At 67.8% G+C, this 21,310-nt stretch carries 23 protein-coding genes; 11 read left to right on the forward strand and 12 right to left on the reverse strand.

Features of this window, described 5'->3' with window-relative positions; all coding sequences use genetic code 11:
- Positions 1–86 precede the first annotated feature (86 nt).
- Positions 87–800, forward strand: coding sequence for a transcriptional regulator NanR (locus H7A85_RS17805; RefSeq protein ID WP_182087313.1), 714 nt, complete (start codon positions 87–89; stop codon positions 798–800).
- On the opposite strand, the gene H7A85_RS17810 is transcribed toward H7A85_RS17805, so the two are convergent.
- The 8 genes from H7A85_RS17810 to H7A85_RS17845 form a co-directional block, all read right to left on the reverse strand.
- Entirely contained in the window at positions 788–2,713 is a 1,926-nt protein-coding gene (locus H7A85_RS17810) for a hypothetical protein (protein ID WP_182087314.1), read from the reverse strand. The two genes, H7A85_RS17805 and H7A85_RS17810, sit on opposite strands and share 13 nt — an antisense overlap.
- 2 nt (positions 2,714–2,715) lie before the next feature.
- The gene (locus H7A85_RS17815; RefSeq protein ID WP_182087315.1) at positions 2,716–3,744 is read right to left on the reverse strand and encodes a Gfo/Idh/MocA family oxidoreductase; all 1,029 of its coding nucleotides are present in this window, start codon (positions 3,742–3,744) and stop codon (positions 2,716–2,718) included.
- Positions 3,745–3,819: 75 nt separating this feature from the next.
- On the reverse strand, positions 3,820–4,647 hold the full coding sequence (locus tag H7A85_RS17820; RefSeq protein ID WP_182087316.1) for a phosphogluconate dehydrogenase C-terminal domain-containing protein: 828 nt from the start codon (positions 4,645–4,647) through the stop codon (positions 3,820–3,822).
- 26 nt (positions 4,648–4,673) lie between these two features.
- Positions 4,674–5,741 (reverse strand): ABC transporter permease, encoded by a 1,068-nt coding sequence (locus H7A85_RS17825; protein WP_182087317.1) that lies wholly within the window; start codon positions 5,739–5,741, stop codon positions 4,674–4,676.
- Positions 5,738–7,288: a sugar ABC transporter ATP-binding protein gene (locus H7A85_RS17830; protein WP_182087318.1), complete on the reverse strand. Its 1,551-nt coding sequence runs from the start codon at positions 7,286–7,288 to the stop codon at positions 5,738–5,740. Before H7A85_RS17830 ends, H7A85_RS17825 begins: the two co-directional genes overlap by 4 nt.
- Positions 7,285–7,926 (reverse strand): DUF2291 domain-containing protein, encoded by a 642-nt coding sequence (locus H7A85_RS17835; protein ID WP_182087319.1) that lies wholly within the window; start codon positions 7,924–7,926, stop codon positions 7,285–7,287. The genes H7A85_RS17830 and H7A85_RS17835 overlap by 4 nt, the downstream gene beginning before the upstream one ends.
- 110 nt (positions 7,927–8,036) lie before the next feature.
- A complete protein-coding gene (locus H7A85_RS17840) occupies positions 8,037–8,960 on the reverse strand; it encodes a D-ribose ABC transporter substrate-binding protein (protein ID WP_244631265.1) in 924 nt (307 codons plus the stop codon).
- A 172-nt stretch (positions 8,961–9,132) separates the two neighbouring features.
- Positions 9,133–9,345: a dodecin gene (locus H7A85_RS17845; protein WP_182087321.1), complete on the reverse strand. Its 213-nt coding sequence runs from the start codon at positions 9,343–9,345 to the stop codon at positions 9,133–9,135.
- Positions 9,346–9,724: 379 nt separating this feature from the next.
- Between H7A85_RS17845 and H7A85_RS17850 the strand changes: the two genes are divergently transcribed.
- The 7 genes from H7A85_RS17850 to H7A85_RS17880 all read left to right on the forward strand — a co-directional run bounded on the left by H7A85_RS17850 (position 9,725) and on the right by H7A85_RS17880 (position 15,349).
- Complete coding sequence (locus H7A85_RS17850) at positions 9,725–10,582, forward strand: metal ABC transporter substrate-binding protein (RefSeq protein WP_182087346.1); 858 nt, start codon at positions 9,725–9,727, stop codon at positions 10,580–10,582.
- Complete coding sequence (locus tag H7A85_RS17855; protein WP_182087322.1) at positions 10,579–11,376, forward strand: manganese/iron ABC transporter ATP-binding protein; 798 nt, start codon at positions 10,579–10,581, stop codon at positions 11,374–11,376. Before H7A85_RS17850 ends, H7A85_RS17855 begins: the two co-directional genes overlap by 4 nt.
- Positions 11,373–12,236: a metal ABC transporter permease gene (locus H7A85_RS17860; RefSeq protein ID WP_280514932.1), complete on the forward strand. Its 864-nt coding sequence runs from the start codon at positions 11,373–11,375 to the stop codon at positions 12,234–12,236. Before H7A85_RS17855 ends, H7A85_RS17860 begins: the two co-directional genes overlap by 4 nt.
- Complete coding sequence (locus H7A85_RS17865) at positions 12,233–13,099, forward strand: metal ABC transporter permease (RefSeq protein WP_182087323.1); 867 nt, start codon at positions 12,233–12,235, stop codon at positions 13,097–13,099. The genes H7A85_RS17860 and H7A85_RS17865 overlap by 4 nt, the downstream gene beginning before the upstream one ends.
- 34 nt (positions 13,100–13,133) lie before the next feature.
- Positions 13,134–13,880 carry an SDR family NAD(P)-dependent oxidoreductase gene (locus H7A85_RS17870; RefSeq protein ID WP_182087324.1) on the forward strand — a complete coding sequence of 249 codons (747 nt, stop codon included), beginning with the start codon at positions 13,134–13,136 and terminating at the stop codon, positions 13,878–13,880.
- Positions 13,881–13,898: 18 nt separating this feature from the next.
- Positions 13,899–14,750: a fumarylacetoacetate hydrolase family protein gene (locus H7A85_RS17875; protein WP_182087325.1), complete on the forward strand. Its 852-nt coding sequence runs from the start codon at positions 13,899–13,901 to the stop codon at positions 14,748–14,750.
- A gap of 71 nt (positions 14,751–14,821) precedes the next feature.
- The gene (locus H7A85_RS17880) at positions 14,822–15,349 is read left to right on the forward strand and encodes a transcriptional regulator (protein WP_182087326.1); all 528 of its coding nucleotides are present in this window, start codon (positions 14,822–14,824) and stop codon (positions 15,347–15,349) included.
- A 60-nt stretch (positions 15,350–15,409) separates the two neighbouring features.
- On the opposite strand, the gene H7A85_RS17885 is transcribed toward H7A85_RS17880, so the two are convergent.
- The 4 genes from H7A85_RS17885 to queF form a co-directional block, all read right to left on the reverse strand.
- Complete coding sequence (locus H7A85_RS17885) at positions 15,410–16,369, reverse strand: glutathione S-transferase family protein (protein WP_182087327.1); 960 nt, start codon at positions 16,367–16,369, stop codon at positions 15,410–15,412.
- 4 nt (positions 16,370–16,373) lie between these two features.
- Entirely contained in the window at positions 16,374–17,234 is an 861-nt protein-coding gene (locus H7A85_RS17890) for a VOC family protein (protein WP_182087328.1), read from the reverse strand.
- Between the two features lie 96 nt (positions 17,235–17,330).
- Complete coding sequence (ribB, locus tag H7A85_RS17895; RefSeq protein ID WP_182087329.1) at positions 17,331–18,446, reverse strand: 3,4-dihydroxy-2-butanone-4-phosphate synthase; 1,116 nt, start codon at positions 18,444–18,446, stop codon at positions 17,331–17,333.
- Between the two features lie 80 nt (positions 18,447–18,526).
- Entirely contained in the window at positions 18,527–18,985 is a 459-nt protein-coding gene (gene queF, locus H7A85_RS17900) for a preQ(1) synthase (RefSeq protein ID WP_182087330.1), read from the reverse strand.
- Positions 18,986–19,281: 296 nt separating this feature from the next.
- Between queF and H7A85_RS17905 the strand changes: the two genes are divergently transcribed.
- The 3 genes from H7A85_RS17905 to fdhD all read left to right on the forward strand — a co-directional run bounded on the left by H7A85_RS17905 (position 19,282) and on the right by fdhD (position 21,307).
- Positions 19,282–20,010: a TerC family protein gene (locus H7A85_RS17905; protein ID WP_182087331.1), complete on the forward strand. Its 729-nt coding sequence runs from the start codon at positions 19,282–19,284 to the stop codon at positions 20,008–20,010.
- A gap of 152 nt (positions 20,011–20,162) precedes the next feature.
- Positions 20,163–20,498 carry a hypothetical protein gene (locus H7A85_RS17910; protein WP_182087332.1) on the forward strand — a complete coding sequence of 112 codons (336 nt, stop codon included), beginning with the start codon at positions 20,163–20,165 and terminating at the stop codon, positions 20,496–20,498.
- The gene (gene fdhD / locus H7A85_RS17915; RefSeq protein ID WP_182087333.1) at positions 20,495–21,307 is read left to right on the forward strand and encodes a formate dehydrogenase accessory sulfurtransferase FdhD; all 813 of its coding nucleotides are present in this window, start codon (positions 20,495–20,497) and stop codon (positions 21,305–21,307) included. The genes H7A85_RS17910 and fdhD overlap by 4 nt, the downstream gene beginning before the upstream one ends.
- Positions 21,308–21,310: the final 3 nt, after the last annotated feature.

The following is a 21,310-nucleotide window of genomic DNA, read 5'->3' on the forward strand; positions in this document are numbered from 1 at the left end:
GCTGGTATATTCTCTATACCAGTTCCAATCGCCTGCCCGTCGGCCCGCTTCCACACGCGCCGGCCCTTCCCGACAGAGGAGCGTTGATGGCCCATCCCAGCGAGCCGATCGTTCGTCGCAAGCTGTCGGCGGAGGTCTACGAGCGCCTGAAGACGATGATCACGACGGGCGAGTTGAAGCCCGGCGACCAGATGCCGTCCGAGCGCGAGCTGATGGAGCGTTTCGGCGTCGGTCGCCCGGCGATCCGCGAGGCCATGCAGGCGCTGAACGGGATGGGGCTCTTGGCGATCTCGCACGGGGAGCGCGCCAAGGTGCTCAGCCTGACGCCGCGCTCCCTGTTCGGGCAGGTGGACCGGGCGGCCGAGATCATGCTGACCACCTCGCCCGACGCCCTCGACCACCTGAAGGAGGCGCGCATCTTCTTCGAGCGCGGCCTCGTGCGGCAGGCCGCCGAGCGCGCCAAGCCCGCCGACATCGAGGCCCTGCGCGAGCTTCTGGGCCAGCAGCGGGCGGCGCTGGGCGAACCCGAAACCTTCATCCGCATCGACATGCGCTTCCACGCGCGCATCGCCGCCATTCCCGGCAATCCGATCTTCGAGGCTGTCGCCGAATCCATGCTGGGCTGGCTGCGCCAGTACCACACCGAGATGCTGATCTGGACAGGCAAGGAGAACATCACCCTCGTCGAGCACGAGGAGATTCTCGCAGCCCTCGCCCTCCGGGATCCCGACGAGGCGGAGGCGGCCATGGTCCGCCATCTCGAACGCTCCCGCTCGCTCTACATCCATCAGACCACCTGAGGGTCCAGGAGAAGGCGCGCCACGGCAAAGGGCGGCAGCGTCAGCTCGGCGCCCATTGTCTCGGGCTCGGGCAGCGCGCCTTGGGACGCGGCATCGAACGAGGCCTCGTCCAGAAGCGTGACGGATCCAGACACGGCGGCGTCCAGGCGGACGGTGCGTGTGTTCGGGGTCAGGTTGGCCAGCCAGGCGACCGTTTCGCTGTTTGCGGTCCGTGCCGCCCATCCGTCGACCGCGCTTCGGTCGCTGGAATCGAGTGCCACGCGCTGGGTCCCGCCGGCGGCCGCTAGGGCCTGGGCGACGTGGAAGGCCGGCGTGACGCTTCCGTCGCCAAGAATCAACCCGCGCGCTCCGGCAAGGCTCGCGCCCGTCCACGCCTCCACGGCCGAGCCGGCCAGACGCGCGGCATAGCCCGTGAGCCAAGCCGCGCCGAACAGGCCCCGCGCGCGCGGATCGTCGTTCGCCATTGCGATGCGCCGCCCGTCCGGGTTCGCCATCGTGCGCGAGCCGTAGGGGTTCTGGCGCATGCCGATCGTGGTCGGCCCGAGGCGGTAGGGCTTGGAGCCGATGAAACCTTGCGTCGAGCGAGTGATGAAGGGGATCGCCTCCAGCGTCTGCATCACCGACAGGTCGTCGGCGGCGTGGACGATCGGGCAGGTCGCGTGGGTGACGAAGTCGAGATCCGCCAGCGGCACGCGCTTGCGGTTGAGCTCGGTGAAGTAGCTGAACATGCCCCCGCCGAGCGTCGCGCCCGGGAAGGCCTCGCGCGCGGCGCGGTAGACTTCCTCCAGCGGCGGACAGTCGGGCCAGCGGCTGCCGGGCGGCGTCGACTGCCGATCGACGGAAGGGCCGACGACGACGGTCTGCGGGGCAAGGCCCGAGGCGGCGATCAGCTTTGCTGCCGCCGCGATCTCCGTTGCGGGCGCTTCGCGGCCGGGCACGACGAGTTCGAGGCAGCGCTCGGCCTCGGGGGCGTGGCTCGCGATGCGCGCGAAGGCAGCGAGCGCCTCCGCCCCGTGGCCGGCGAGCGGATCGAAGTGGAACAGGAGGAACTGCGGCCGGAGTTCATCCAGCCGCGCGGTCGCCGCCAGCACCGCGTCCGCCTCGTCCGGCGCGACGGCGAGGCCGAAGCGGGGCATCGGGTGCTCCAGCGCCTCGCCGATGCGGATCGCGATCGGCGCGGTATCGTCCGCAGTGGCGGGCGTGAAACGCGTCTCGTCCAGTTCGACGCTGAGGGTCACCGACTGCCGGTCGGTGACGCCGGCGTCCATCCGGTAGGGCCAGGGGAGGGCGAGCGGGCGCACATAGGTCTTGTAGGACGCGTCCGACCAGGCGCGCTGGTCCTCCATCTCGAAGGCGTCCCCCTCCATCCGGCAACGCACGCGAAGGCCGGGCGCCGCCTCGTGCGCGATCTCTCGCATGTCCTGGAACGGCTGCCAGGGGGCGATAGCCTTCGGAAACTCCGCCTCCTCGACGCGCCCGTCGGTGTGGACGACGCTGGCCGGCGTGCCGGCGACGCCCTCGATCGGGTGCAGGACGCAGAAGCCGCAGCGGTTGGTCTCGAAGGGGCGGTCGGGCAGCGCTTCCACGGCAAAGCGCAGCGTCCCGTCGGCGCGGCCCTCGATCGCGGCGGAGAAGGCGAGGCGGGCGCCATCCGGCGCTTGGCAGTCGGCCTCGTAGGAAACGCGGAAATTCTCCGCTGCTTCCTCGATGTGGAGGTTGCGGATCGGCGGTGCATAGGTGCCCCAGTCGCGGTCGCGCACCACGTAGGAGATCGCCCGGATCACCTCGTGCCCGGCAAAGCGGATCGTCCGCAGGTTTCCCGACACGAGCTCGACCGACAGGCGGCCGGCCGCAAGACGACGGACGGGGGCCGGTTCCTCGTTCGTGCCGGTGAGCTTGATCGGGTCGGCCATCCTCAGACCTCCGACGTGTCCAGCGTGCGCCCGCTCGCCGCGCTGGCATAAGCTGCCTCGACGAGGGCGAGCGTCTTCAGGTTGTCGGCTCCCGAGGTCTGCGGCTCGGTGCCGGCGCGTAAGGCGTCCACCCAGTGCCGCTGAATCAGCGCGACGCTCTCCTGGATGTTGTGCCAGGGGCGCGAGGCCCAGGCGAGGAGCGGGGGGGACACGTCCTCGTGCCGCGTGCCGGCGGGCGTCGTGACGGAAAGGCGGTAGTCTTCACCCAGGCGGATCGAGCCTTGCGAGCCGTCGATCTCCACCAGCGTCTGGGGAAAGCGCTCGGTCTCGAGCCGCGTCGCGTAGGAACAGTCGACGACCGACGAGAAGCCCGCCTCGTGGTCGAGGAGCATGGTGGCGACGTCCTCGCCGCGAATCTTGGGGTTCACGCGCTTCGTGCGCGCCGTGATGGCCCGGACGTCGCCGAACAGGAAGCGGGCGATGTCGAGCGAGTGGATGCCGAGATCCTCGATGATGAAGCGTGTCCCCTCGGCTAGATACGGCTGGCCGGCATAGACGTCGAAGGCGGAGCGGAACGACACGCGGCCGAAGAACGGGGTTCCGATCTCGCCCGTGTCGAGCGCCCGGCGCACCGCCTGGATCGGCGACTGCCAGCGGAAGTTCTCGTGCACCATCAGGGGCACGCCCGCCTTGTCGCAGGCTTCCACCATGGCACGCGCGTCCGTCATCGTCGGCGCGAAGGGCTTCTGGCAGATCACGGGTATCTTGAGCGAGGCGGCGAGTTCCACCAGCGGCCGGTGGCTCGGCGCGGTGGTGGCGATGTCGACGAAGTCGGGGCGCACCTCGCGCAGCATCGTCTCGGCATCGGCGTAGCGTTTTTCGATGCCGAACCGGTCCCCCATCTCGGCGAGGCGCGCGGGGTCGCGGTCGCAGATCGCCGCGATCGAGACGCCCGATATGTCGGCCCAGGCATGCATCTGGTTGACGGCGAAGAAGCCGCATCCGATCAGGGCGCCACGCAATTCGCTCATGGGGTTCGGCTCCGAAAACGGGAAAGGGCCGCCCCGCGCAAGGGCGGGACGGCCGTCATGGGGATACTGAAGCGATCAGGTGATGCGCTGGATCGAGGCGGCGAGCTCGTCGGCCTCGAAGACGCGCTTCCAGTCGTCGCGCATCAGCATCGGCTTGCCGAACTCGATCGCCTTGTTGCAGGCGTCGGAGAAGACGCCCGGCGTTTCCTCGAAGATCACGGCGCCCAAGACGTTCATGTGGCCGAGCAGGAAGTCGCGCGCGGCTTCCTTGGGCACGCCGCGACGCACCACCTCGTCCATCGCCTCGCGCATGACGACGAGAAGGCTAGCGCAGACGGTTTCCGACAGGCCGGGCTCGAGCAGCGCCATCTGCTCGACGGTGACGCGGTGTGAGCGCATCACCGGCGCCCAGATCACCTTGGCGACCTCTTCGCCGAGCGCATAGTGCTCCTCGGGACCCTGCATCAGGGCGGAGGTGATGTGCTGCTTGGCCGCGATGCCGCCGAAGAAGTCGCGCTTGGCGGCCGGGTCGGTCTCGTCGTTGAAGATCGGCGGATGGCAGGGATGGGTGACGAAGTAGGTGAGATCCGAGCGGTCCGGCAGGTGGCCGGCAAACGGCGCGGCGGCATCCAGGACGACGACGATCGTGCCGGGCTTGAGCTGAGCCTCGATGCCCGCCGCCACCTTGCCGATGGCGGTGTCGGGCACGGCGAGGATCACCACTTCGGCGCCCTCGAGCGCCTGATCCTGGGGCACGCAGTCGAAGCCGAGGCCCGACTTCAGGCGCTCGCGGCCGGCCTCGGACAGCTCGACGTGGCGCACGTCGAAGCGCGATCCCTTGAAGTTGCTGGCGAGCCGGTAGCCCATCTTGCCGCCGGCGCCGAAGAGCGCGATCGATGTCATGGGAGGTCCTTTCGGGGTGTTGGCGTTCAGCGGCCGAGGGCCGCCTGGCGCTGGAGAGCGATGCGCTGCTGAAGGCGCTGCTGGAACTGGTCGACCACCACGGCCGCGATGATCACGAGGCCCTTGATGACGGTCTGCCAGAAGGAGGAGACGCCCATCATCACGAGGCCGTCCGACAGGATGCCGATCACGAAGGCGCCGACGATCGTGCCCCCGATCCGGCCCCGGCCGCCCGACATCGACGTGCCGCCGAGAACGGCTGCCGCGATGGCGTTGAGCTCGAAGGTCTCGCCGGTCGCCGGATGCGAGGCGACGAGCTGCGACGACACGATGAGGCCGACGATCGCCGCACAGAAGCCGGAGAACATGTAGACGAACATCTTCGTCCGGTTGACGCGAAGACCCGACAGGGCGGCCGCGCGCTCGTTGCCGCCGACCGCGTAGATCGAGCGGCCGAGCGGCGTGCGCGCCGCGAGATAGGCCGCGCCGAGGCCGACGATGACGAGGATCCAGATCGACACGGGAACGCCGATCACCGAGCCCGCCCCGATCCAGGGGAAGCTTTGCGTTCCCCATTCGGCCGAGCCGCGAAGGTTCGGGAAGGTCGCCCCGCCCGACGACAGGAGCGCGAGGCCGCGCGCCACGTAGAGCGTGCCGAGCGTGGCGATGAAGGGCGCGACGTTGAGGCGCGTGATCAGGAGCCCGTTGACGACGCCGACGAGAACGCCGACGGCGAGCGTGATGAGGACGATCTCGGCCGTGTTGAAGAACACGGTGTAGCCGAGAAGGTCGATCGCCACGCCGTTGAGGACGAGATAGCCCGCCACCATGCCGGTGAGGCCGACGATGGAGCCGACCGACAGGTCGATGCCGCCGGTGATGATGACGAAGGTCATGCCGATCGCCAGGAACGCGTTCAGCGCCACGTGCTCGGACATGATGATGAGGTTCGCCGTCGACAGGAAGTTCGGCGCGGCGAAGGAGAAGAACGCCACCACCGCGATCAGGGCGATGAAGGTGCGCGCCTTGAGGAGGAGAAGCGTCAGCGAAACGTCGGAACCGGCGCTGGGGCTCGCGGACTGGGTGGCGGTCATCGGCTGAGCTCCGAAGCGGTGGAGGGGGCGGTCGGGCGGATGTGGCCGGCGGCAGACAGGGCGACGATCTCGGGTTCGTCGGTCTCGGCGCGCAGCCGCTCGCCGGTGACGCGCCCGTTGGACATGACGACGATGCGGTCCGACAGCTCCATCACCTCCTCGAGGTCGGAGGTGACGAAGAGGATGCCGAGCCCTTGCGCGGCCAGTTCGCGCATGACGCGGAACACCTCGGCTTTGGCGCCGATGTCGATGCCCCGGCTCGGCTCGTCCATCAGAAGCACCTTCGGCCCCGTCATCAGCGCCTTGCCGATGACGATCTTCTGCTGGTTGCCGCCCGACAGCGACGACACCGGGTTGTCGATCCCCGCGACCTTGACCGCGAGGCGCTTGACGTAGTCGCGCACCGACGCCCGTTCGGCACCCACGTCGAGATGGAAGAGCTTCGTGAAGGACGAAAGGCTCGACATCGTCATATTCTCGGCGACCGAGAGGATCTGCACGAGGCCTTCGGCCTTCCGGTCCTCCGGGATCAGCGCGATGCCGCGCTTGATGCGGCCATGGATCGAGCGGTCGGTGAGTTCCTGACCGGCGAGCGTGACGCGGCCCGTGGCACCGTCCGCCCGGCCCATGATGCAGTCGAAGAGCTCGGTGCGCCCGGCGCCCATCAACCCGTAGATGCCGACGATCTCGCCCGCCTTGAGCGTCAGAGACACGTGGTCCACCGTGAAGCCGCCGCCTTTGCGCGGCAGCGTCATGTCCTCGACGGAGAGGATTTCCGGCCCGTAGTCGTGATGCAGCGTCTTGGCGAAGTCCTTGGACGAGGAGCCGATCATGGCGCGCACGATCCAGGGCACGTCGACATCGGCCATGCCTTGAGCGCCGGTGATGCGCCCGTCGCGAAGCACCGTGATGTAGTCGCCGATGCGCACCAGCTCTTCCAGGCGGTGCGAGATGTAGACGATCGCGACCCCTTGCGCCTTCAGCTCGCGAATCACGCCGAACAGGATCTCGACTTCGGTGGCCGAAAGCGCGGAGGTCGGCTCGTCGAGGATCAGGATGCGCGCGTCCTGCGCCAAGGCCTTGGCGATCTCGACGATCTGCTGCTCGCCGATGCGAAGGTCCCCGACCGGCGTATCGGGCGCGTTGGCGTGTTCGAGACGCTTGAGAAGCGCGCGCGCCGACGTGTTCTGCGCCTTGGCGTCGATGTCGACGAAGCCGCGCGTCTTTTCCCGGCCGATGAAGATGTTCTCGGCGATCGTCATGTTCGGGAAGAGGTTGAGCTCCTGGAAGACGATGCCGATGCCGTGCTTCGAGGCCGTCGCCGTGTCGGGCAGCGACACCGGCTGACCGTCGAGGATGACCTCGCCCGTGGTCGGCTGCTCGACGCCGGCGATGATCTTCATCAACGTGGACTTGCCGGCCCCGTTCTCGCCGACAAGGACGTTGACGGCGCCTTTGCGCACGTCGAAGTCGACGCCCTTGAGCGCCTGCGTGCCCGGATAGACCTTGGTCGCGTTGCGGACGCTGAGGACGATCTCGTGGCTCAACTGCCCGCTCCCAGCTTCACGGAAACCGGCGTCACCAGGACCTTGTCGGACGCGCCGCGAAGGGTGAAGACGCCGACGACCTCGACGGGCGAGCCGACGAGCTTGTCGCGCGGCAAGTCCTTCAGCGCCCGCTCGAAGGCCTGCGTGTTGAAGGCCTTGGCGACTTCGGCATATTCGATCTGGTTGGCATAGCTCGTGAACGAGACGAAGGGCAGGACGTCGCGGATCGAGGTGCCCTTGATCACGGGGCCGAGCTGCAACGTCGCGTCGCTCTTGCCGTCGCCGTCCGTGTCCACCTCGGCGGTGGCCGCGCGCGACTGGGTGTTGGCCTCGACGATCGTGCCGGTCACCACGACGGGGAAGTTCCAGGGCGCGCCTTCGGGCACCTCGCGGTAGCCGAAGGTCTTGCCGGCCGCATCGAGCCCGCCGGCAACCGCGGCCTTGATCTCGGCGAGGGGCTTGGCCTTCTGCGTGAAGTAGGGAAGCACTTCCCCATCCCAGCGTCCGGCGATGTCGGAGCCGGCGGCGGGCTTGGCGGATGCCTGCGCCCGCGCGGCGAGCTCGGCGGTTTCCACAAACTTGCAGCCGGAAAGGGCGCTGGCGGCGCAAAGCACGGCGAACATCAGAATACGGGTCATCGCAGCCTCGAAAAACGGCGCGGAACTTCGGCCTCGGGCGCCGGACGGGCGGCTTGGCCGGAACGGGAAAGGGCGGCGCTCGTCGCGCCGCCCGTATCGAATGGTTCGGATCAGTCCTTGAGCGCGAAGGTCTCGAGCTTGTCGGCGTTGTCGCCGTTGATCAGGATGCAGTCCATCAGCTGCTTTTCCTCGACGCCCGTCTTGCCGGTGTCGAGATACTGCTTGGCCTGCTCGACGGCCAGCTGCGCCTGGCGATAGGCGGGCTGGAGGACGGTGGCCTTGATGCCGCCGTTCTTGATCGAGTCGCGAACGTCGTTGGAGCCGTCGAAGCCGACCACGATCACGTCCTTGCGGCCGGCCGCTTCCAGCGCCGCCCACGCGCCCATGGCCATCGTGTCGTTGCCCGAGATGACGCCCTTGATCTCCGGGTTGGCCTGGAGGATCGTCTGCATCTTCTCGAAGGCTTCGGTCTGGCTCCAGTTGGCCGACTGCTGGGCCACCATCTTCAGATCCGGGTACTGGTCGATCACGTCGTGGTAGCCACCCGAGCGGATGCCGGCATTGGTGTCGGCCTCGCGGCCCAGAAGCTCGGCATAGGGGCCTTCTTCGCCCATCAGCTTGACGAACTCCTCGGCGCCCAACTGCGCGCCCTGGTAGTTGTTGGAGACGATCTGCGACACGGCGATGCCGGTCTCGTTGATCTCGCGGTCGATCAGGAAGGAGGGGATGCCCGCGTCCTTGGCCTTCTGGACGGCGGCGGTGGTGGCGGCCGCGCCCGCGTTATCGAGCACGATCGCCTTGGCGCCGCGTGCGATCGCGGTGTCGAAGAGCTGGTTCTGCTTGTTGGCGTCGTCGTCGTGGACGAGGATCAGCGGCTCGAAGCCGAGTTCCTTCGCCTTGGCCGCCGCGCCTTCGGCCTCGGCCTTGAAGAACGGGTTGTCATGGCTCGGCGTGATGATCGCGATCAGGTCGGCGGCCGAAGCGGCAAGCGGCGCTGCGAACGACAGAACGGCCGCAGCCGCGACGGAGCGCATGAATTTGTTGAGCATGGTTCCTCCCAGAAGACGGGGCCGCCGGCAGACCCTTCTGCCTCAGCGCCTGCCCGAACTCCCGTCGGGCAACCCACGTCACGATCCGGAAGGAGACCTTGCACGCCCGGTGAACCTCGTCAACTGGTATGACGAGTTAACCGGTGGATACGGGGCGTCAGGAACCGTCCAGGGTGAAGCCGATCTTGAGCGTCACCTGGTAGTGGCCGACCTTGCCGTTCTCGACATGGCCGCGCGTTTCGACGACTTCGAACCAGCGCACCTTGTGCAGCGATGCGGCGGCATCCGCGAGCGCGTTCTCGATGGCCTTTTCGATCGAATCCGGTGACGATCCGACGATCTCGATCAGCTTGTAGGTATGCTCCGACATGCGTGTCCTCGTGTTGGCGATAGGGGGCCGCAGCCGAGACTGGGCGCTTCGGCACGCCCTTTGCTCGGATGCTTTCGACCGACATACCGGTAGCTAACGCACCGCTTCGATGAGTGAAGTATGAGATGGCCAATATGTCTACTACATAAGTATACATATTACCTTGGGTTTGAAATTCTCACACGACCTCCGACCAGCGAAAGCGTGGTCAACGATCAAGGGTCGCCTTTTCTCCCGTCCTTCTGCGCCATCCCAGCCCGCGACAATTTCCATTCGCATCTTGCAAACCGTTCGCAAGTGCATAATTCTCGCAACTGCAAATCAGTTTCAGGAGAAACTTGTGCGGTTCAGGCGTCTATCCCTCCTCCCCTTGCTTGCGATGATCGGGGTGGTTGCCGCCTCTCCCGCCTGGGCCGCCGAGAAGCTCAAGGTCGCCACCACCTTCACGGTGCTGGCCGATATGGCGCGCAACGTGGCCGGCGATGCCGCCGAGGTCGTCTCCGTCACCAAGCCGGGCGCCGAGATCCACAACTACCAGCCGACCCCGCGCGATCTCTTGTCGATCCGGGACGCCGATCTCGTCCTGTGGAACGGGCTCGGGCTCGAGCTCTGGTTCGAGCGCTTCTTCGCGCAACTGGGAGACAAGCCATCCGCCGTCCTGACGAAGGGTATCGAACCCATCCCGATCGGTGAGGGGCCCTACGAGGGCAAGCCAAATCCGCATGCCTGGATGTCGCCAAAGAACGCGCTCGTCTACGTCGACAACATCCGCGACGCCCTGAGCGCCCAGGATCCGGCCAATGCGGGAACCTACGCCGCCAATGCGGGCCGCTACAAGGGCGAGATCATGGCCTCCGTCGAGCCGCTGCGCGCGGCGCTCGCGAACCTTCCGGCTGACCATCGCTGGCTCGTCACCAGCGAGGGCGCTTTCAGCTACATGGCGCGCGACTTCGGCCTCAAGGAACTCTACCTTTGGCCGATCAACGCCGATGCGCAAGGAACGCCCCAGCAGGTCCGCCGCGTGATCGATACGGTGAAGGCCGACGCCATTCCGGTCGTGTTCTCCGAAAGCACCGTATCGCCCGATCCGGCGATGCAAGTCGCCCGCGAGACCGGCGCGCGCTACGGCGGCGTTCTTTATGTCGATTCCTTGAGCGAGGAGGGCGGGCCGGTGCCGACCTATCTCGACCTCCTGCGCGTGACGACGCAGACGATCGCCGCGGGGTTCGGGTCGTGAGCGCGCACGCAGGCATCGAGGCGACCGGCCTGACGGTGGTTTATCGCAACGGCCACACCGCGCTGCGCGATGCGAGCTTTCGCGTGCCCCGCGGCTCGATCACGGCGCTCGTCGGCGTCAACGGCGGGGGCAAGTCCACCTTGTTCAAGGCCGCGCTCGGCTTCGTTCCGGCGACCCATGGCCATGTCGCGATCCTCGGAAACCCGGTCGCGGAGGCACTGAAGCGCAACCGCATCGCCTATGTCCCGCAAAGCGAGGAGATCGATTGGAACTTCCCCGTTCTCGTCGAGGACGTCGTGACCATGGGTCGCTACGGCCACATGGGCTGGCTGCGCAGGCCCAAGCGCGAGGACCGCGAGAAGGTCGATGCAGCGCTGTCGCGCGTCGGCATGGAGGCCTTCAAGCGGCGCCAGATCGGCGAGCTTTCGGGCGGCCAGAAGAAGCGGGTGTTCCTGGCCCGGGCGCTCGCCCAGGAGGCCGAGGTCATCCTTCTCGACGAGCCCTTCACCGGCGTCGACCTGCGTACGGAGGACGCGATCGTCGCTCTCCTCAAGGACCTTCGCGCGGACGGGCGCGCGATGCTGGTCTCGACCCACAACCTCGCCGCCGTGCCCACATTCTGCGACCGGGCGGTGCTCGTGAACCGGACGGTGCTGGCGAGCGGCCCGACGGCGGAGGTCTTCACATCGGCCAACCTGGAGCGCGCCTTCGGCGGGGTCCTTCGTGCCAGCCCGATCGTTCCGTCCGACGACCCCGGCGAGCCGGACTTCCAGCCGGTCGGAGCGCTCGCGTGATCGCCGCCGCGCTGGAGCCCTTCTCCTACGACTACATGACCAACGCGATCTGGGTCTCGACCCTCGTCGGCGGCGTCTGCGCCTTTCTGTCGGCCTTCGTGGTGCTGAAGGGCTGGTCGCTAATCGGCGACGCCCTGTCCCATTCCATCGTTCCGGGCGTCGCCGGCGCCTACATGCTGGGCCTGCCCTTCTCGATCGGCGCCTTCCTGTCGGGCGGTCTCGCCGCCGTCGCCATTCTCCTGATCTCGCGCGTTTCGCGGCTGAAGGAGGATGTGGTGATCGGCCTGATCTTCACCACCTTCTTCGGCCTCGGCCTGTTCATGGTGTCCGTGTCGCCCGTGGCGGTGGATATCCAGGCCATCGTTCTCGGCAACATCCTGGCCGTGACGCCCGCCGACACGCTGCAACTCGTCCTGATCTCGGTGGTAACACTTGTCATCCTTCTCCTGTCCTGGCGAAGCCTGATGGCCGTGTTCTTCGACGAGGACCACGCCCGCACCCTCGGCCTGCGCCCGACGGCCCTGCGCATCCTGTTCTTCACGCTCCTCAGCGCCTCGACCGTCGCCGCCATGCAGACGGTCGGTGCCTTTCTCGTCGTCGCCGCCGTGGTGACGCCGGGCGCGACGGCCTATCTCCTGACCGATCGCTTCGGCCGGATGATCGCGCTGTCCGTCCTGATCGGGGCGCTGACGAGCTTTTTCGGCGCCTATTTCAGCTACTTCCTCGACGGGGCGACGGGCGGCATCATCGTGCTTCTCCAGACCACGCTGTTTCTTCTCGCCTTCGTCTTCGCCCCGCGTCACGGGATCCTGGCTGCGCGCCGGCGCGCCGCTCGTACGCTGGAGGAGGCTACGGCATGAGCACCGAACTTCTCCTGTTCCCGTTCGAGGTCGATTTCATGCGCAACGCCTTTCTGGCGGGCGCGATGATCGCCGTGCCGTGCGCGCTCCTGTCCTGCTTCCTGGTGCTCAAAGGCTGGTCGCTGATGGGAGACGCGGTGTCCCACGCCGTTCTGCCGGGCATCGTCCTCAGCTACATCGCCGGCCTGCCGCTGGCGCTCGGCGCTTTCGCCAGTGGCCTCCTCTGCGCGGCGGGTGCCGGGTTCCTGAAGAACAACAGCCGCATCCGGCAGGACACGGCGATGGGCGTCGCCTTCGCCGGCATGTTCGCGCTCGGCCTCGTCCTCCACACCAAGGTGCGCACCGCGCTCCATCTCGACCACATCCTGTTCGGCGATCTTCTGGGGCTCGTGCCCGCCGATCTCTGGGAGATCGGGCTGATCGCGCTTCCCGTCGGCCTGTTCGTCGTCTTTTCCTGGCGGAGCCTCGTTCTTCACAGCTTCGACGCTGTGCAGGCGCAGGTTTCAGGCCTGCCGGTCCGGCTTCTGCACTATGGACTCCTCGCGGCGCTTTCGGCGGCGATCGTCGCCTCGATGCAGGCGGTCGGCATCATCCTCGTGGTGGCGCTCCTGATCGCGCCGGGGGCGACCGCCTTTCTTCTGACGCGCTCCTTCGGCGCGATGCTCCTCGTCGCCGTCCTCTTCGCGCTTCTGGCTTCTACGATCGGCATCTACCTGTCGTTCTTCCTCAACAGCGCCTCGGCGCCGACCGTGGTCCTGACGATGAGCGCGGGGTGGATCGCGGCGCTCCTCTTTGGCCGCAGGCCGCGCGCGGCCGATGCCACGGAACCCGCCGGGATTGTTCCCGGGCCCGCCTCCCGCTAAGCAGGACGGGCAGGGAGCCTTGGGAGGGGCGGGGATGAACCGAATCGATCTGGACGGTCAGGTCGCCGTCGTGACCGGAGGCGCGCAGGGTATCGGATTTGCCGTCGCGCAACGCCTCGTGGCGTCCGGCGCGCGCGTCAGCCTTTGGGACACCAACACGGCGGTCCTGAGCCAAGCGCAAGCCGCGCTCGGGGATGCGGCTTCGATCCAGAGCGTCGACATCACCGATCTCGACGCCCTCGGCCGCGCCCATGCGATGGTCGAGATGCAGGTCGGGCCGGTCTCGATCCTCGTCAACTCCGCCGGGATCGCCGGCACCAATGCCAGCCTCGACGAATACGACCCCGCCGAATGGCGCCGCGTCGTCGAGATCAACCTGAACGGCACGTTCTACGTCAACCGGACCGTGGTGCCCGGCATGAAGGCGCGCGGATACGGGCGCATCGTCAATATCGCGTCCATCGCCGGCAAGGAAGGCAACCCGAACCTTTCCGCCTATTCGGCGGCGAAGGCCGGGGTGATCGGGCTCACTAAGTCGCTCGGCAAGGAACTGGCGAAATACGACATCGCAGTGAACGCGATCACGCCGGCCACCGCCAACACGCGCATCCTCCAAACGCTGACGCCCGAGTTCATCGACTACATGCTGGTGCGCATTCCGCGCGGCCGCTTCCTGGAAGTCGAGGAGGCCGCCGCCATGGTCGCCTGGCTCGTTTCCAAGGACAACTCGTTCACCACCGCCTCGGTCTTCGACCTGTCGGGCGGCCGAGCCACCTACTAGCCCAAGGATCTCATCGAAATGAAACTTCTGCGTGTCGGCCAGAAGGGCCAAGAGCGGCCCGCCATCCGACTCGAGGACGGATCGCTGCGCGATCTGTCCGGCGTCGTCGACGACATCGCGGGCGACGTGCTGACGCCCGAAGGTCTGGCGAAGATCCGCGCGGCCGACCACGCCGCTCTGCCGACCCTCGGATCGGACGAGCGCATCGGCCCGTGCGTCGGGCGCGTCGGCAAGTTCATCTGCGTCGGTCTGAACTATGCCGACCACGCCGCCGAAAGCGGCATGGCGGTGCCGTCCGAGCCGGTTCTCTTCATGAAGGCGACGAGCGCCATCGTCGGGCCGAACGACGACGTCGTGATCCCGAAGAACTCGATCAAGCCGGACTGGGAGGTCGAGCTCGGTATCGTGATCGGGCGCGAGGCGCGCTATGTCGAGGAAGCGGACGCCCTTGACCATATCGCCGGCTACTGCGTCGTCAACGACATCTCCGAGCGGCATTTCCAGACCGAGCGCGGCGGGCAATGGGTCAAGGGCAAGTCGGCCGACACGTTCGGCCCGATCGGCCCCTGGCTGGTGACGCCCGACGAGGTGGCCGACCCGCAAGGCTTGTCCATGTGGCTGGAGGTCGACGGCCACCGCTACCAGGACGGCTCGACGAAGACGATGGTCTTCGGCGTCGCCCACCTCGTCCACTACATCTCGCAATTCATGAGCCTGCAGCCGGGCGACGTCATCACCACCGGCACACCGCCGGGCGTCGGCATGGGGCTGAAGCCAGAGCCCGTCTGGCTGAAGCCCGGCAATGTCATGCGCCTCGGCATCGAGGGGCTGGGCGAGCAGCAGCAGAGCGTTCGCGCCTACGAGGGCTGAAAAGCCCTTCGCTCGAAAAGAAACGGCCGGCGGGAGCGATCCCGTCGGCCGTTCGCGCATTTCAAAGAACTATGGACGTCTTTCTCAATTTCGAAGCCTCATCGCTCGCCAAGGGGAGCTACCCGATCGAAGTGGCCTGGGTGTTCGAGGACGGCGCGGGTGAAAGCCACCTGATCCGGCCGGCGGACGGCTGGACCGACTGGGACGAGGGCGCGGCGGCGATCCATGGGATCTCGCGCGCCGAACTTCTCGAGACGGGCACCGCGCACGACGAGGTCGCACGGCGGATGGTCGCCGCGCTGTCCGGCCACGCGCTCTACGCCAGCGCGCCCTCCTGGGACGGGAAATGGCTCAGTGTCCTCCTGCGCGCGGCCGGCCTGCCGCGTCATGCCCTGCGCCTCCGCGACACGGAAGACGCGCGCACCCAAGCCGTCGCGTGCCATCTTGGACCGGAACGGGTGGAAGAGGCCCGCGCGCTTCTTGAGGAAATCGAAGATCAAGCCCGCAAGGCCGTGCCCGCGCACCGGGCGCTCGCCGACGCCGAGCGCGAGCGCCAGCTCTGGCTGGAGGCGACGCGCCGGGCGAAGGCCATGGCCTGAAGCGGTTCCCGTGAAAGCCGAGCGGGCTCTCGCGTCAGGAGAATGCGAGGGGGCCGGGAGCTACAGTCCGAGCGCCGAAAGGTCCGGCCCCACCGGGACGATGCCGTTGGGGTTGAGGCTCCGGATCGAATAATAGCCGCGCTTGATGTGGTCGATCGACACCGTGTCGCGGATGCCGGGAACGGCGAGCATATGGGCGAGAAAGGCCGACAGGGTGGGATAGTCCGCCAGTCGCTGCCGGTTGCACTTGAAGAGGCCGTGATAGGCCGCGTCGAAGCGGATGAGCGTGACGAAGAGACGGATGTCGGTTTCCGTCAGTCGCCCGCCGAACAGGAACGGACCGTTTCCCCTCAAACGCTCCCCCATCGCATCCAGCGCCTCGAAGACCTGCGCATAGGCTTCGTCATAGGCTCCTTGCGTCGTCGCGAAGCCGGCGCGGTAGACGCCGTTGTTGAGCCGCGGATAGATCCAGTCGTTGAGCGCGTCGATCTCGGGTCCGAGATCGGCGGGGCAAAGGTCGATCGCATCGCTCGCCAGGGCACCGAAGCCGGAGTTCAGGATGCGCAGGATGTCGGCCGACTCGTTGTTGACGATCGTGCCGCGCACCTTGTCCCACAGCACCGGCACGGTGGCTCGGCCGTTCGCATGGGGGTCGGCGCGGGTGTAGAGCTCGTGCAGATAGCTCGCGCCGTTGACCTCGTCCGCCGTCGAGCCGTCGCCCGCGCCGAAGCGCCAACCCTCAGTGCCCAGTTCCGGCCGCACCACGGACACCGAGATCGCGTCCTCCAGGCCCTTGAGGCGGCGGGCGATCAGGGTGCGCGAGGCCCAGGGGCAGATCAGCGCGACGTAGAGGTGATAGCGGCCTCGCTCCGCCGGAAAGCCGCCGTCGCCGGTCGGGCCGGGGGCACCGTCCGGGGTGACGAAATGGCGGAAGCTCGAAGTCTGGCGCACGAAGCCGCCTTTCGCGTCCACGCCCTGGACAGGCTGCCAGTTTTCCGTCCACTTGCCGTCCACCAGCATGGGTTCAAGCCTTTCGAAGGGTGATGCCGATGCCGGCGGGGTCGGAGAAAAGGAGCGTGTCGCCGGTGCGCGCGATCGTGGTCCCGGCGGAAAGAAGCGCGGCCTCCGCGCGGCCGAAGCTCGGCTCGTCCTGCGCCAGGATCTCGAACGAGCGAAGGCCGGTCGTGCCGCCGGCTCTCGGCCCCGCGCCCCGGCTCGTCCAGGCGTTGAGGCCGATGTGATGGTGGTAGCCGCCGGCCGACAGGAAGGCGGCGCCCGCCATGCGCTGCATCGGGTCGAGCCCGAGCGCATCGCGATAGAAATGCGCGGCCGCGTCCACCGCCCCGACGCGAAGGTGGATGTGGCCGACGATCGTGCCGGCGGGCGCAGCCGCGAAGGGCCGGGAGGCGCCGGCCGCCATCAGGTCCTCGAAATCGAGCGGGTCGCTCACCATCGCCAGCGTCTCGCCGTTTCGCGGCCATTCGCCCCGCGGCCGATCGGCATAGATCTCGATCCCGTTGCCTTCGGGGTCGGCGAGATACAGCGCCTCGCTGACGCCGTGGTCGGACGCGCCCTGGACGGGGATGCGGCTCGAGGCGGCATGACGGAGCCAGCCGCCGAGATCGGCGCGCGTCGGCAGGAGGAAGGCGGTGTGGAAAAGGCCGGCGGATCGCGGCGATTCGACGGACGCGCCCGGCTCGTGAACGAGCTCCAGGAGCGTCCGGTCGCCGACGCCGAGGCGCTGCGCCCGGCCGTCCCGCCCCTGGTCCGCCAGTCCGAGCGCTTCGCCGTAGAAAGCGGCGACGCGACCCGGATCGCGCACGGCGAGCGACACCGCGCCGATATGAAGCGGCGCGTCGGCGGCGGTGGGTTCTGGCTGCGGCATGGCGGCGCTCCGGGCGATGCGCGGCCCGCGATGGGCCGGCACCCGGAGAGATAGTCCGGCGAACGGGGCGCGCCCTAGCCCCGTTCCGGTGAACGGTCAGTCCTCGACGAGGATGGTTCCCGCCACCTCGATGCCGAAGCCGGTCAGGCCGACATAGGCACGCTCGTGCGTCGCCAGCACCGAGATCGAGCGAACGCCGAGATCGCGCAGGATCTGCGCCCCGACGCCGACCTCGCGCCAACGCTGCTGGCGCACCCGTGCGCTCGCGTGGCGCTCGCCGTCGGTGACCGGCTCGCCGGGGGTGGGGGCGGCTTCGATCGGGTCGACCTCGGGCGTGCGCAGGAGCATCAGGATGCCCTGGCCCCGGTCGCGCAGCTTGTCCACCGCCAGCTCCACCCAGTTCGGCCGGCCGCGCACCTTGGCGAAAAGGTCGTTGACGGGCTGCTCGCGGTGGATGCGGGTCGGCACCTTCTCGGCGTAGCGCACGTCTCCGAACACGGCGACGACGTGCTGCATGTCGTCGAACGGCGTCTCGTAGACGCGAACGCGCCCCTTCAGGCCGCCGATCAGCATCTCTTCCTCGCGCACGCAGGTCACGAAGCTTTCGCGCCGGATGCGGTAGGAGATGAGGTCCTCGATCGAGACGATCCTGAGGCCATGCTCCTTGGCGAAGGGAATGAGCTCGGGCAGGCGCTTCACCGTGCCGTCGTCGTTGACGACCTCGGCGAGCACGCCCACCGGCGGCAGGCCAGCCAGCGTCGCCAGGTCCGTTCCCGCTTCCGTGTGGCCGGAGCGGGTGAGCACGCCCCCTTCGCGCGCGATCAGCGGAAACATGTGGCCGGGGCGCAGGAAGTCCGAACCCGGCACGTTGTCGTTGGTGAGCGCACGCGCCGTGTTGGCGCGCTCGTCGGCCGCGATGCCGGTGGTCATGCCGACCCGGTAGTCCACCGACACGGTGAAGGCGGTGCGCATCGGATCGAGATTGTTGGCCACCATCGGCGGCAGGTTGAGGCGATGGGCGCGCTCGCCCGTCATCGGCACGCACAGGATGCCGCTCGTGTGGCGGATCATGAAGGCCATCTTCTCCGGCGTGGCCTTGGCGGCCGCCATGATCAGATCGCCCTCGTTCTCGCGGTCGGTGTCGTCCACCACCACCACGAGTTCGCCCGCTGCGATCGCGGCGACCGCATCCTCGACCTTGTCCAGTTCCATCGCTCGTGATCCCAGCCTCGTTACCAGCCGTTTAGAGGGAGACGGAGGCCCGATCAACGGCGACGCGTGCGTTCGGCTCGTCAGCCCCGCCCGCGATAGGTCGGAACGCCCTGGTCGGGCAGGAAGGCGCCCTCGGGCGGCGCGCCCGTCTGCCAGAACACGTCGATCGGAATGCCGCCGCGCGGATACCAGTAGCCGCCGATGCGCAGCCAGAGCGGATGGGTGGCCTCCACGATGCGCCGGCCGACCTCCACCGTGCAGTCCTCGTGAAAGGCGCCGTGGTTGCGAAAGCTCGTGAGGAACAGCTTCAGCGACTTCGATTCCACCAGCCGTTCGTCCGGCGCGTAGTCGATCACGAGATGAGCGAAGTCGGGTTGGCCGGTGACCGGGCAGAGCGAGGTGAATTCCGGGCAGGTGAAGCGCACGATCGCGGGCGCGCCGGGCCGGCGCTGGAAGGGGACGGTCTCGAGGACCGCTTCGTCCGGCGAGGCGGCGGGGCGCGCGTCGACGCCGAGCTGGGTCAGGGATAGGTCGGCCATGGGGGCTCCGATGGGATGACGGGTTGCCCGGCGGGTAACCGCAGCGGCGTGTCGTTTCAATGGCGGATTCCATCCCTCACGCCGGTTGCAAGTTTGCGTGAACATTCGTAAGCCACCATCCAGCCAGGCCGGGCCCCTCTGGCAGCTACCGCGTAGCTGCGATGTCGGACTGGCGGACGATCCCGTCTGCATTCCATGCCGCCGAGATGTTCGCCTCCGCCCAAGACCTTGAGCGGAACGCCGGAGCCTCGACGCACGGATCGCATGTTTCCGTTCGCGGTCAGGAAAGGCCCCGCATGTTCGAACTTCTCACACCCGAAGGGTGGCTGGCGCTCGGCCAGATCATCATCATGGACGTCGTCCTGGCGGGCGACAACGCCATCGTCATCGGCCTCGCGGTCGCGGGCCTGCCCGCGGACCAGCGAAAGAAGGCCATCTTCTGGGGCATCGCGGCCGCCACGGCCTTGCGCATCGCCTTCACGCTGGTCGCGACGCAGCTTCTGGGCATTTTCGGCCTCCTGCTCGCCGGCGGTCTCCTGCTTCTCTGGGTCTGCTGGAAGATGTGGTCAGAGCTGCGCGCCGGCGACCACGATGCGGAAGGCGAGGCGGCCTTGAACGGCGCTCAAACGGGCGCTCCGCGCAAGACGCTCGGCCAAGCCACGCTGCAGATCATTCTCGCCGACGTTTCCATGTCGCTCGACAACGTGATCGCGGTCGCAGGCGCTGCGGAAGGGCACCATTGGTCGCTGCTTGCCTTCGGCCTTCTTCTTTCCATCGCCCTGATGGCGCTGGCAGCGAACTTCATCGCCAAGCTCCTCAACCGTCACCGCTGGATCGCCTATGTCGGCCTGGCCGTGATCCTCTTCGTCGCCGTGCAGATGGTTCTGAAGGGTCTCGTCCAGGTGTATCCGCCGCTCGGCGAATACATTCCCTTCGCCGTGGAGGACACGGCGCAGCCCGCGCTTCCCGCAGGCTCGCAAGGGACGGGCGAGGGCGCCGTGCCGGCCACGCCCCCGGCCCAGTAGCATTTCCCAAGCGGGGACGGGGCGGATCGCCCCGTCCTCGCTTCGTTTCCCGCCTCTTTCAGGCATCCCCTCTACCCGCTCCTTCGCCGCATGCTAGATGCGAAACCCGATCCTTTCGGGTCGCGGCGAATTTCGGGTTGGAACACATGCTCTTGTCAGATGCCGTCGGGCTGGTCGGCGTGGCGGCCTATCTCTGCGCCTACGGCCTTCTGCAGTTCGAGAAGCTGAGGAGCGGCGACACGGCCTATCTTCTCCTCAACGCCGCCGGATCGGTGCTGATCCTCGTCTCGCTCGTCGGCAGCTTCAACCTGCCGTCCTTCGTGTCGCAGTCCTTCTGGCTGCTTTTCACCCTCGTCGGCTTCTACCGGGTTCGTATCGGGCGACGGGGACGCCCGATCCTGGACGCGGTGCCCGAACCCGACGTGCGGCCGGCGATCCAGAGCCTGTCTCCGGACAAGGCTCCTTTGGAAGCGGACGAAGTGCGATGACCGGCGCGTCCGAACGTCGGAGCGTCATCCGGTTCGGCAAGGCCGGCTTCACCAGGGCCGAGCGCGACCTGCCCGCCGAAACGGCGGTCGCCATCTCGGTGAACGGCTCCACCCATGCGGTGATGATGGCGACGCCGGATCATGTCGAGGACCTGGGGATCGGCCTCGCGCTCAACGAGCGGATCGTCGCGCAGGCGTCCGAGATCGAGCGCATCGAGATCGAAGCCTCCGAGATCGGGATCGATTGTCGCCTTTGGCTCTCACCTGCGCGAGGCGCGGGCTATGTCGCCCGACGGCGCCAGATGACGGGGCCCGTCGGCTGCGGACTTTGCGGGGTGGAAAGCCTGGAGCTCGCCGCGCCCGAACTTCCCGTCGTCGCATCGACGCTCCGCCTCCCGCCGGCCGCGATCGCGGATGCGATGCGTGCGATGACCGAGCGCCAGAGCCTCGGGCGGCAGACACGCGCCGTCCATGCCGCTGCCTTCGCCCGGAGGGACGGCGAGGTCGTCGTGGTGCGCGAGGACGTCGGGCGTCACAACGCGCTCGACAAGGTCACCGGCCATCTGGCGCGAGGAGGCATCGCGCCTGCGGGCGGGTTCCTCGTGCTGACGAGCCGCGTCTCCGTGGAACTCATTCAGAAGGCGGCCGTCATGGGCTGCGAGCTGATCGCGGCCGTATCGGTGCCGACGCTCCTGGCGGTGCGCGAGGCGGAGCGGGCCGGCATCACCCTCGTGGCCGTGGTGCGTGGGGAGGAGTTCGAGGTCTTCACGAACCCCGAGCGGATCGTCGGAGCGTTGGGCGCGCTCTGAACG

The sequence above is a fragment of the Aureimonas sp. ME7 genome (genome assembly GCF_903970965.1).
Lineage (GTDB): Bacteria > Pseudomonadota > Alphaproteobacteria > Rhizobiales > Rhizobiaceae > Aureimonas.

What these genes read in the sequence shown, in the direction of transcription:
- H7A85_RS17840 (WP_244631265.1), bottom strand. Translation starts at nt 8,960, where the DNA reads ATGCGCTCCGTCGCGGCTGCGGCCGTTCTGTCGTTCGCAGCGCCGCTT.
- queF (WP_182087330.1), bottom strand. Translation starts at nt 18,985, where the DNA reads ATGGCCGACCTATCCCTGACCCAGCTCGGCGTCGACGCGCGCCCCGCC.
- H7A85_RS17875 (WP_182087325.1), top strand. Translation starts at nt 13,899, where the DNA reads ATGAAACTTCTGCGTGTCGGCCAGAAGGGCCAAGAGCGGCCCGCCATC.
- H7A85_RS17815 (WP_182087315.1), bottom strand. Translation starts at nt 3,744, where the DNA reads ATGAGCGAATTGCGTGGCGCCCTGATCGGATGCGGCTTCTTCGCCGTC.
- H7A85_RS17905 (WP_182087331.1), top strand. Translation starts at nt 19,282, where the DNA reads ATGTTCGAACTTCTCACACCCGAAGGGTGGCTGGCGCTCGGCCAGATC.
- H7A85_RS17890 (WP_182087328.1), bottom strand. Translation starts at nt 17,234, where the DNA reads ATGCCGCAGCCAGAACCCACCGCCGCCGACGCGCCGCTTCATATCGGC.
- ribB (WP_182087329.1), bottom strand. Translation starts at nt 18,446, where the DNA reads ATGGAACTGGACAAGGTCGAGGATGCGGTCGCCGCGATCGCAGCGGGC.
- fdhD (WP_182087333.1), top strand. Translation starts at nt 20,495, where the DNA reads ATGACCGGCGCGTCCGAACGTCGGAGCGTCATCCGGTTCGGCAAGGCC.
- H7A85_RS17850 (WP_182087346.1), top strand. Translation starts at nt 9,725, where the DNA reads ATGATCGGGGTGGTTGCCGCCTCTCCCGCCTGGGCCGCCGAGAAGCTC.
- H7A85_RS17805 (WP_182087313.1), top strand. Translation starts at nt 87, where the DNA reads ATGGCCCATCCCAGCGAGCCGATCGTTCGTCGCAAGCTGTCGGCGGAG.
- H7A85_RS17845 (WP_182087321.1), bottom strand. Translation starts at nt 9,345, where the DNA reads ATGTCGGAGCATACCTACAAGCTGATCGAGATCGTCGGATCGTCACCG.
- H7A85_RS17865 (WP_182087323.1), top strand. Translation starts at nt 12,233, where the DNA reads ATGAGCACCGAACTTCTCCTGTTCCCGTTCGAGGTCGATTTCATGCGC.
- H7A85_RS17880 (WP_182087326.1), top strand. Translation starts at nt 14,822, where the DNA reads ATGGACGTCTTTCTCAATTTCGAAGCCTCATCGCTCGCCAAGGGGAGC.
- H7A85_RS17820 (WP_182087316.1), bottom strand. Translation starts at nt 4,647, where the DNA reads ATGACATCGATCGCGCTCTTCGGCGCCGGCGGCAAGATGGGCTACCGG.
- H7A85_RS17885 (WP_182087327.1), bottom strand. Translation starts at nt 16,369, where the DNA reads ATGCTGGTGGACGGCAAGTGGACGGAAAACTGGCAGCCTGTCCAGGGC.
- H7A85_RS17810 (WP_182087314.1), bottom strand. Translation starts at nt 2,713, where the DNA reads ATGGCCGACCCGATCAAGCTCACCGGCACGAACGAGGAACCGGCCCCC.
- H7A85_RS17825 (WP_182087317.1), bottom strand. Translation starts at nt 5,741, where the DNA reads ATGACCGCCACCCAGTCCGCGAGCCCCAGCGCCGGTTCCGACGTTTCG.
- H7A85_RS17835 (WP_182087319.1), bottom strand. Translation starts at nt 7,926, where the DNA reads ATGACCCGTATTCTGATGTTCGCCGTGCTTTGCGCCGCCAGCGCCCTT.
- H7A85_RS17870 (WP_182087324.1), top strand. Translation starts at nt 13,134, where the DNA reads ATGAACCGAATCGATCTGGACGGTCAGGTCGCCGTCGTGACCGGAGGC.